8 protein-coding genes are annotated in these 8,938 nt (G+C 64.0%); 5 read left to right on the top strand and 3 right to left on the bottom strand.

Translation table 11 applies throughout. The features are described from left to right. Positions 1-978, top strand: a 978-nt coding sequence (gene phnE, locus EOA32_RS28465) for a phosphonate ABC transporter, permease protein PhnE (RefSeq protein ID WP_128373487.1), incomplete at its 5' end; no start/stop codon positions are given. 343 nt (positions 979-1,321) lie between these two features. Here phnE and EOA32_RS28455 read toward each other — a convergent pair. From EOA32_RS28455 to EOA32_RS28445, 3 genes are all read right to left on the bottom strand, one after another. After that, a complete protein-coding gene (locus EOA32_RS28455) occupies positions 1,322-2,173 on the bottom strand; it encodes a sugar phosphate isomerase/epimerase (protein WP_128373486.1) in 852 nt (283 codons plus the stop codon). Between the two features lie 84 nt (positions 2,174-2,257). Beyond that, a complete protein-coding gene (locus EOA32_RS28450) occupies positions 2,258-3,445 on the bottom strand; it encodes a Gfo/Idh/MocA family oxidoreductase (RefSeq protein WP_095780126.1) in 1,188 nt (395 codons plus the stop codon). A 152-nt stretch (positions 3,446-3,597) separates the two neighbouring features. After that, positions 3,598-4,653 (bottom strand): sugar phosphate isomerase/epimerase, encoded by a 1,056-nt coding sequence (locus EOA32_RS28445; RefSeq protein ID WP_128373485.1) that lies wholly within the window; start codon positions 4,651-4,653, stop codon positions 3,598-3,600. 400 nt (positions 4,654-5,053) lie between these two features. Between EOA32_RS28445 and EOA32_RS28440 the strand changes: the two genes are divergently transcribed. From EOA32_RS28440 to EOA32_RS28425, 4 genes are read left to right on the top strand one after another with little or no spacing between them, the layout of a single operon-like run. Next, positions 5,054-5,941: a sugar phosphate isomerase/epimerase gene (locus tag EOA32_RS28440; protein WP_128373484.1), complete on the top strand. Its 888-nt coding sequence runs from the start codon at positions 5,054-5,056 to the stop codon at positions 5,939-5,941. Between the two features lie 59 nt (positions 5,942-6,000). Then, positions 6,001-7,170 carry a mandelate racemase/muconate lactonizing enzyme family protein gene (locus EOA32_RS28435; RefSeq protein ID WP_066989946.1) on the top strand — a complete coding sequence of 390 codons (1,170 nt, stop codon included), beginning with the start codon at positions 6,001-6,003 and terminating at the stop codon, positions 7,168-7,170. 2 nt (positions 7,171-7,172) lie between these two features. Then, entirely contained in the window at positions 7,173-7,889 is a 717-nt protein-coding gene (locus EOA32_RS28430) for a FadR/GntR family transcriptional regulator (RefSeq protein WP_067318961.1), read from the top strand. Positions 7,890-7,894: 5 nt separating this feature from the next. Continuing rightward, positions 7,895-8,872 carry a hydroxyacid dehydrogenase gene (locus EOA32_RS28425; protein ID WP_095832420.1) on the top strand — a complete coding sequence of 326 codons (978 nt, stop codon included), beginning with the start codon at positions 7,895-7,897 and terminating at the stop codon, positions 8,870-8,872. The last annotated feature ends 66 nt before the right edge of the window (positions 8,873-8,938 follow it).

Genomic DNA, 8,938 nt, shown 5'->3' with positions numbered 1-8,938 from the left:
GCATATGGCGAGACCATTCCAATCTCGCTCACCGGCGGCAAGCCGGTGGTGACTGGCCCGGTGCCGGACTGGGTCACCGTCCATGATGACGAAATCGTCGCCAAGATGGGCTTCGTCGGCGAGGTGCGCGTCACCGTCGACCGCGTCAAGGTGCGCAAGCGCTTCCTCGGCTGGGCGAACTTCGTCTTCGACACGCGCTCGCCCTTCTTCGGCAAATCGGCCGGCGAGGTGTTCTCGCTGATCATCTCGGGACCGGAGCTTAAGCCCGGCACATCGAACCTTGCCTTGGCCGCCGACAACATCTGGAACAACGCGCAGTGGCAGCATGGCGACGTCTGGACGAAGCTGCTGCAGACCATCGTCATGGCGTTTTTGGGGACGCTGCTCGGCGGCATTGTCGCCTTCCCGCTCGCCTTCTTCGCCGCCCGCAACATCACCCCGAGCGGCTTGCTCAGCCAGTTGCTGAAGCGCTTCTTCGATTTCATGCGCTCGGTCGACATGCTGATCTGGGCGCTGTTCTTCACCCGCGCCTTCGGCCCCGGCCCGCTCGCCGGCAGCGCCGCCATCTTCTTCACCGAGATCGGCACGCTCGGCAAAACCTATTCCGAGGCGCTGGAAAACATCGACGACAAGCCGCGCGAAGGCGTGCTCTCGACCGGCGCCAACGGCTTGCTTGTGCAGCGCTACGGCGTGCTGCCGGAAGTGGTGCCGATCTTCATCAGCCAGACGCTCTACCAGTGGGAATCGAACACCCGCGGCGCGACCATCATCGGCGCGGTCGGCGCCGGCGGCATCGGCCTGAAGCTGTGGGAAGCCATGCGCACCAATTCGAACTGGGCCAACGTCTTCTACATGGTGCTGCTGACGCTGTTCGTCGTCTTCGTCTTCGACAACATCTCGAATTTCCTGCGCCGAAGGCTCAGCCGCACGCTGCACGATTACAACAGGCTGCAGGCAGCGCGGGGTTTAACCTTGTGATCCATAGCGCGGGCGCGCCAAGGGTCGACCCCCACTCCGTCGAGCTACGCTCGACACCTCTCCCCCGTTCGACGGGGTAGAGGAAAGGCGCAAAGCTGTCCGAGCCGACGCCTGTCCTCCTAGCCGAGGCGTTCTTCCTCTCCCGAGCCACGAGGCTCCCTTTCCTCTCCCTCCGGAGGGGGGAGAGGTGGCTCGGCGAAGCCGAGACGGAGTGGGGGAACCACTAAATTTAGGCAATCGCCGCGAACGCAAACAGAAAATGGACAATGCGAAATCATCGTCTCGCCTTGCGCCAAGGGTCGCCGACGCAGGTCTCCTTTGCGTCACTATCGATCAGGGCGCCCTACGCCGCCTTCCTCCACCCATCCCTGATATGCCTGTACCCTTCGCGATACACCGCCTCCGGGCTTTCGGCAAAATCCCGCCACACCTTGGTCGCTGCCGCCAGATCCTTCAGCGAACGCCCAAACGACTCGATGGTCAGCCAGTCGTCATAGCCGCTCTTGCGGATCGCGGCGAAGGTTTCCTTCCAGGGAATATTACCCCGCCCCGGCACGCCGCGGTCGTTTTCCGAGATGTGGATGTGGACGACGTTCCGGCGATTGCGCGTATAGGCGCCGATCGGATCGACCTCCTCGATATTGGCGTGAAAGGTGTCGTACATCGCCTTGATGTGCGGGCGGTCGATCACGTCGATATGCTCGGACAGATCATCCATGGTGTTGACCAGATAGCATTCGAAGCGGTTCAGCGCTTCGAGCCCGATGGTGACGTCCCTCTTGCCGGCATGATCGCCAATGGCCCGCTGCGAGGCGACCGAGCGCTTCTTCTCGGCCGCTGTCGGCCCGCTCCCGGAAAAGGCGCCCAGCGTGGAATGCAGCGGCCCGCTCAGCCTGTCCGCGCCGAGCGCCGCGCTGCAGTCGATCGCCCATTTCATGTGATCGATGCCGGCCTTGCGCGTCGCGGTATCCGCAGAGATCAGGTTCATCGCCGGGTCGCCCATCGCCGAGACCGCGGTGCGCTCCAGTCCGATACGATCGAGCATCTCGCCGAGCCTCTGGTAGTCATCCGGTTCGCCCGCGAAGACCGGTATCTCGACGCCGTCGAAGCCGGTTGCCTTGATGTCCTTCAGCAGCGCCTCGTGCTTTTTCGAGACGCTCGTCGTCCACAAGAACATGCACATGCCGATTTTCATCGACACCCCTCCTCTGCGGCCAACCACTTGCGCTAGCGGGTCACAATCCCCCTCATCCGGCCCGTGCCGTCGCCGAGCCCGCCTTTATAGCCTCGTCCACGCCCCGTTCTTCTTCGAAGACTTCACGCACGCCTCTATGAAGGCCATGCCTTCGACGCCGTCCGCGATCGTCGGGAAGGCGACATCCTTGGCAAGCTTGCCGCCTTTCTTGCGCGCCGCGCGGATGGCGCGGGCCGCCTCCTGGTAGATGTTGGCAAAACCTTCGAGATAGCCCTCCGGATGGCCGGAGGGCACGCGGCTGACGCGCGCCGCTACCGGCATCGCGCCGGCGCCCGCCCGGGTCAGCAACTGCTTCGGCTGGCCGAAGGGCGTGTACCAAAGATAGTTCGGGTCGGCCTGGACCCATTCGAGCCCGCCCTTCGAGCCGTAGATCCGCAGCTTCAGCCCGTTCTCGTGGCCGGGCGCCACCTGGCTCGCCCAGATCATGCCCTTGGCCGGATGCTTGTTGCCAACCGGCTTGAAGCGCAACAGCACATTGACGTTGTCGTCGAGCTGGCGTCCCGGCACGAAGGCGTCGAGGTCGGCCGAAAGGGAATCGAGCTCCAGCCCCGAGACGAAGCGGGCGAGGTTGTAGGCGTGCGTGCCAATGTCGCCGAGCGCGCCGCCGGCGCCGGCCTGCTTGGGGTCGGAGCGCCATGAGGCCTGCTTCTGACCGGTCGCGGCTAGGTCTTCGGTCAGCCAGTCCTGCGGATATTCCGACTGCACGATGCGGATGTCGCCGAGCATACCCTTGGCCACCATCTCGCGCGCCTGCCGCACCATCGGATAGGCTGTGTAGTTGTGGGTGAGCACGAACACCTTTCCAGCCTTCTCGACCAGCGCGGCAAGCTTCTTCGCCTCGGCGAGCGAGGTCGCGAGCGGCTTGTCGCAAATGACGTGGATACCCGCCTCGAGGAAGGCTTTGGCCGCCGGCACATGCACATTGTTGGGCGTGACGATCGCCACTGCCTCGATGCCGTCCGGGCGTTTGGCTTCGGCCTTGGCCATCTCGGCATATGAGCCGTAGCTGCGTGACGGATCGAGCCCGAGTTCTTCGGCCGAGGCCTTCGCGCGCGCCGGGTCCGACGACAGCGCGCCGGCCACCAGCACGAAGTCGTTGTCCATGCGCGCCGCAATCCGGTGCACCGCGCCGATGAAAGCGCCCTGCCCGCCGCCGACCATGCCGTAGCGGATCGGGCCGCCTCCCGTTTCCGATTTCGATGCGCCGACCATGCTTTCGTTCTCCCTCATGTTGGTTAGCTCCCCCTTGAGGGGAGGTCGATCCGCACAGCGGATCGGGTGGGGTCGCCGGGCGTGGATCTCGGCATGAACCGACCCAGCCCGGCCCTTTGGGCCACTCTCCCCTCGAGGGGAGGATAAAGGTGCTAAATCCCCATCATCGCGCGCAGCAGCTTCTTGTCGCTGGTGCCGCCGGCGAAATCATCAAAGGCCCTTTCGGTGACCCGGACGATATGATGCTGGATGAAGGGTGCGCCTTCGGCCGCGCCGTCCTCGGGATGCTTGAGGCAGCATTCCCATTCCAGCACCGCCCAGGAATCGTAGTTGTACTGGGTGAGCTTGGAGAAGATGCCGCTGAAATCGACCTGCCCGTCGCCGAGTGAACGGAAACGCCCGGCACGGTTCACCCAGCCCTGATAGCCCGAATAGACGCCTTGCCGCCCCGTCGGGTTGAACTCGGCATCCTTGACGTGGAAGGCCTTGATCCGCTCGTGGTAGATGTCGATGAACTCGAGATAGTCGAGCTGCTGCAACAAAAAGTGCGACGGGTCGTAATTGATGTTGCAGCGCTTGTGGCCGCCTACCGCGTCGAGGAACATCTCGAAGGTCGCGCCGTCGAATACGTCCTCGCCTGGATGGATCTCGTAGCCGATATCGACGCCGTTCTCATCATAGACGTCGAGGATCGGCTTCCAGCGCTTGCCCAGCTCGGCAAACGCCTCCTCGATCAGCCCAGGCGGCCGCTGCGGCCACGGATAGAGGTATGGGAAAGCGAGCGCGCCGCTGAAGCTCACCGACGCCTTGAGGCCGAGATTCTTCGATGCCTTGGCGCCGAATTCCATCTGCTCGACCGCCCATTTCTGCCGAGCCTTCGGATTGTTGTGCACCTCTGGCGGCGCAAACCCGTCGAACTGCGCGTCGTAAGCTGGATGCACCGCCACCAATTGCCCCTGCAGGTGCGTCGACAGCTCGGTAATCTCGACGCCGGCTTCAGTGCAGATGCCCTTCACCTCGTCGCAATAGGTTTTCGACGACGCCGCCTTTTTCAGGTCGAACAGCCGTCCGTCCCAGGTCGGAATCTGTACGCCTTTGTAGCCGAGCCCGGCCGCCCATTTGGTGATCGAGGCCAGCGAATTGAACGGCGCGGCGTCGCCCGCGAACTGCGCCAGAAACAGGCCGGGCCCCTTCATCGTCGTCGGCATCGGCATCCTCCCTCTCTCGTTTTCATGGACCAAGCATAGCGCCGATTGAAGCGAGGGCCAGCCTCTTCGACCGTTCGTCTCGGCGCCGACAAGCAGCGGCATTCTGGTATTACCAAATACGGCTGTTTGGTCAAGCGGCCAGAAACAGTTGGAATGCGAGCCGCACGATTGCCGAAAGGCATCTTAATCTATTCAAATCAAAGCATTGACTGATAAGTTGAGCCCAATAGGCGGTCTCCTTGCCGTTACTGTGAATTTGCTGTAGAGGTTCTGTCAGGCCCAATTGGTCGAACCAGTTTCGAGAAAAAACACTGGAACGCCGTGGGGAGGAGATCATGCGACGGGCTCGGTGGAGAACGCCGCGAAAAACGTGACAGGCGAATTCTGGGAAGGATAGACCATGCACCTTTCGACGCACAACTGGATGCGGGCGGAGCCGCTGGAGGTGACGCTGAAGCGCATCAAGAAGTTCGGCTATGAGTCGATCGAGATTTCCGGCGAGCCCGAGCAGTACAAGACCAAGGAAACGCGCGCGCTCCTGAAGGAGCACGGCATACATTGCTGGGGTTCGGTGACGCTGATGCTGGGCGAACGCAACCTTGCCGCCAAGAACCAGGGCCAGCGCGAGCGATCGGTACAATATGTCAAGGACGTGCTGACCATGGTGAGCGAGCTTGACGGCGAGATCATCACGCTGGTTCCCGCCACCGTCGGCAAGGTGGTGCCCGACGGCACCGAGGCGGAAGAGTGGGGCTGGGTGGTGGACGCCACGCGCGAATGCTTCGCGCATGCCAAGAAGGTCGGCGTCAAGATCGCCGTCGAGCCGCTCAACCGTTTCGAGACCTACCTCTTCAATCGTGGTGCCCAGGCGCTCGCGCTCGCGGATGCGGTGAGCCCGGAATGCGGCGTCTGCCTCGACGCCTACCACATCCATATGGAGGAATTTAACGTCTATGACGCCATCCGCCAGGTCGGCAAGCGCCTCTACGACTTCCATGTCGCCGACAACAACCGCTTTGCCGCGGGTCTCGGCCAGATCGACTGGCCGAAGATCGTCGGCACGCTGAAGGAGATCGGCTATGACGGCGCGCTGACCAACGAGTTCGTCGCGCCGGTCGACCGCACGCCGGCCGCCCCTTATCCGGAGATGGTGGAGCGCAACCCGGTCGACATCTCGCCCGAGCAGCTCAAATTCATCCAGGATCACGGCTCCAGCGTGCTCACCGAGAAGTTCTACACCGATCAGATGCGCATCACCGCCGAAACGCTGCTGCCGCTGATCAAGTAGAGGGTCCGATTGGAGCTTAGCCCTACCGTCCTGGCCGGGCGGCGGGTCCGGGGATCAAGATGCGTATAAAAAGCGTCCAGGCCTGGTGGGTTCGCATACCGATCGAAGTCGCAAAGCAGCATCGCAGCGACTTCGGTCAGGTGACGACGTTCGACGCCGCCATCCTGCGCGTCGAGACCGACGACGGCCTGGTCGGCTGGGGCGAGGGCAAGAACGCCGCCGGCAGCGCCGGCAGCTATGGCGCGCTGGTCCACATGCTGAACCACGAAATTGCGCCGCAGCTCATCGGCCGCGATCCGGCCGATATCGGCATCATCTGGGAGATGCTCTACAACGGCGTGCGACACCACACGGCGGCCCATGCCGGCCATGCCATGCCCCAGCTGGCGCGCCGCGGCATGAGCGTGGCGGCGATCAGCGCCGTCGACATCGCGCTTTGGGACATCCTCGGCAAGTCGCTGGGGCAGCCGGTCTGGCGGCTGCTCGGCGGCCGCAAGGTCGAGCGCATGCAGGCCTATGCCTCGGGCGGCTGGGCGCCAGCCGATACCATCGGCGACCAGCTCAAATCCTATATCGCCAAAGGCGGCTTCAAGGCGCTGAAGATGCGCATCGGCGCCATGGACGGCGCGCCGCATATCTCGGCCGCGCGCGTCCGCGCCGCCAGGGAAGCGATCGGTCCCGATGTCGAACTTATGGTGGACGCGCACGGCACCTACACCGTAGCCGAGGCCAAGCGCTTCATCAGCCTCACCGCCGATCTCGATCTGGCCTGGTTCGAGGAGCCGGTGATCGCCGACGACAAGTCCGGTATGGCCGAGGTGCGCGCGTCCGGTTCGACCCCGATCGCCACCGGCGAGAGCGAGGCGACGCGCTACGCCTTCCGCGACCTGGCCGTGTTGAAATCGGCCGACATCTTCCAGCCTGATCCCGCCTTCTGCGGCGGCATCAGCGAGGCGATGAAGATCGGCACCATCGCCAGCGCCTTTAACCTGCGCTTCGCGCCGCATCTGTGGGCCGGCGCGCCCTGCTTCTTCGCCGGACTGCATGTCTGCGCGGCTTCCCCCGCGACCTTCATCGTCGAGTATTCGCTGGGCGCCAATCCGATGATCCACGATCTCGTCGAGGAGACTGTCGAAGCAAAGGACGGTATGATAGCGATCCCTGAAAAGCCCGGATTGGGTTTCACCGTTTCGGAGCGATTCCTGGAGGCGCACGCGCTACGCATTTGACGATGAAAGAAAAGAACCTTCTTGCGGAACTCGCCGCCTATCTGTTCTCCAACTCGGACAAGGAGTCGGGCCGCACGCCGTCGGAGCGCGAGCTGGCGGAGCATTTCGCCGTCAGCCGCGGCCAGATCCGCGAGGCGCTTGCCATCCTCGAAGCGATGCGCATCGTCGAGCGCCGCGCCAAGTCCGGCATCTATATCGATACCAAACAGGCAAGCGTGGAAGCGTTAGCGCTTTTCGCCCGCGCGGGCCTGCCGCTCGATCCGGTGCAGATCTACGAGACCGTCGAGCTGCGCAAGATCCACGAGATCAAGGCGGCCGAGCTTGCCTGCTCACGCGCCACCGAGGAGAATTTCGAGCGGCTGCGCGAGATCCTGAAGGCTTCCGAGGAGCGCATCGCCGCCGGCGAAGGCCTCGCCAAGGAAGACCGCGAGTTCCACCTCGAGATCGTGCGAGCGACCAAGAACGGCGTCTTTCACAACATCTGCAGCGTCTACTACCTGATGGGCGAGCAGCGCCTGCCGATCTATTTCAACGATCTGGAGCGCAGCATGCGCTCGCATGCCGAACACATCCAGATCTACGAGGCGCTGTTGCGCCGCGACGGCAACCTCGCCCAGGCGCTGATGAGTGCGCACCTGCAAGGCGCCGAGAGCTACTGGAAGGGGATCATCGAAGGTCGCTGGACCGAGCCGAAAAGCGCGGCGCTCGAAAGGGCCTGAGCTTCATGCGCAAGATCCTGTCGACGCACCCGCTACATCCGCGCGCGACAAGCATGCTGGCGGGAGCCGGCCGGCTGGTCGTCGCCTCCGCGCTCGATGCAAAAACACTGGCTGCCGAGGCGAAAGACGCAGACATCGTCATCGTCCGAGCGCCGCTGCCGCCGGAGCTGTTCGCAGGCGCGTCCCTGTTGCGCGCCGCAATCCGCCATGGCGCGGGACTGGACATGATCCCGGTCGAGGCGGCCACCGCCGCCGGCGTGCTGGTGGCGAACGTGCCGGCCGTCAATGCCCGCTCGGTGGCCGAACATGTAATGTTCACGGCGCTGGCGCTGCTCAGGCGCTTCCGCATGATGGATCGCGACCTGCGCGCCAGGGGCTGGCTCGCCGGGCGCGAGCATGCCAATTCGACCAGCGAGCTCGCCGGCAAGACGATCGGCATCGTCGGCCTCGGCGCCGTCGGCCAGGCCGTCGGCCACATCGCCGCGCACGGCTTCGACCTCAATGTCGTGGCGACGACGCGTAGCCTGCGCCCGGCGCCCGAGCGCGTCGGCTTCCTGTCGATAGACGCGCTGGTCGAGCAGAGCGAGATCATCGTGCTCTGCTGCCCGCTGACCGAGGAGACGCGCGGCCTGATCAGCCGCGAGCGCATCGCCCGCATGAAGCCCAATGCGCTGTTGATCAATGTCTCGCGCGGGCCGGTGGTCGATGACGAGGCGCTGATCGAAGCGCTGCGAAGAGGCCGCATCGGCGGTGCGGCGCTCGACGTCTTTGCGACCCAGCCGCTGCCGCCGAGCCACCCCTATTTCAGCTTCGACAACGTCATCATCACTCCGCATATGGCCGGCATCACCGAGGAATCGATGATGCGCATGGGCGTCGGCGCGGCGAACGAGGCCTTGCTGGTGCTTGCCGACAAGCTGCCGGTCAACCTGCGGAATCCGGAAGTGATCGAGCGTTACCGTCGGCGCTTTCCTGCCGACTGATTGCGCCGCTGCACCACCTCAACCGCTCAGCAAAGCCTCCACCGCGGCAGCAATTCCGAGCAGACG

The organism is Mesorhizobium sp. M1A.F.Ca.ET.072.01.1.1 (genome assembly GCF_004023325.1).
In the GTDB taxonomy this organism is placed as follows: domain Bacteria; phylum Pseudomonadota; class Alphaproteobacteria; order Rhizobiales; family Rhizobiaceae; genus Mesorhizobium.
This window is presented reverse-complemented; position numbering and strand designations above follow the sequence as displayed.

Bases quoted from the DNA above. Each gene is read 5' to 3' on its own strand.
- EOA32_RS28455 (WP_128373486.1), bottom strand. From the start codon at position 2,173: ATGAAAATCGGCATGTGCATGTTCTTGTGGACGACGAGCGTCTCGAAA.
- EOA32_RS28450 (WP_095780126.1), bottom strand. From the start codon at position 3,445: ATGGTCGGCGCATCGAAATCGGAAACGGGAGGCGGCCCGATCCGCTAC.
- EOA32_RS28445 (WP_128373485.1), bottom strand. From the start codon at position 4,653: ATGCCGACGACGATGAAGGGGCCCGGCCTGTTTCTGGCGCAGTTCGCG.
- EOA32_RS28440 (WP_128373484.1), top strand. From the start codon at position 5,054: ATGCACCTTTCGACGCACAACTGGATGCGGGCGGAGCCGCTGGAGGTG.
- EOA32_RS28435 (WP_066989946.1), top strand. From the start codon at position 6,001: ATGCGTATAAAAAGCGTCCAGGCCTGGTGGGTTCGCATACCGATCGAA.
- EOA32_RS28430 (WP_067318961.1), top strand. From the start codon at position 7,173: ATGAAAGAAAAGAACCTTCTTGCGGAACTCGCCGCCTATCTGTTCTCC.
- EOA32_RS28425 (WP_095832420.1), top strand. From the start codon at position 7,895: ATGCGCAAGATCCTGTCGACGCACCCGCTACATCCGCGCGCGACAAGC.